Here is a 250-nt window from a genome sequence, read left to right on the forward strand (position 1 = left end):
AGCATTCAATAAAGCAAATAGATCAATATTAAGTAACTTGACCGCCTCTGGTTGATCTGATGAAATTAGACGATGCCGTGCATTGCAGGTACGATCTCTCCATATCTGCGGAAAAGTTTTTATATTATGTCCTTGCGCTGTAAGAATTTCAGCAACATAGGGTTCTTTCTTGGTCAAGGTTGCATCCCAGTCTATTTTTTTCAAAGTATGCAGACTCCCCAATAATGCCAGCACCGGAGCCTCACCCATT

1 pseudogene is annotated in these 250 nt (G+C 41.2%); it reads right to left on the minus strand.

Going from position 1 to position 250, the window contains the following annotated elements:
- Positions 1-250 (minus strand): annotated as a pseudogene (locus tag C7H79_RS18255) (hypothetical protein); the annotation flags it as partial.

This window comes from Nitrosomonas supralitoralis (genome assembly GCF_003011925.2).
Taxonomy (GTDB): Bacteria; Pseudomonadota; Gammaproteobacteria; order Burkholderiales; family Nitrosomonadaceae; genus Nitrosomonas; species Nitrosomonas supralitoralis.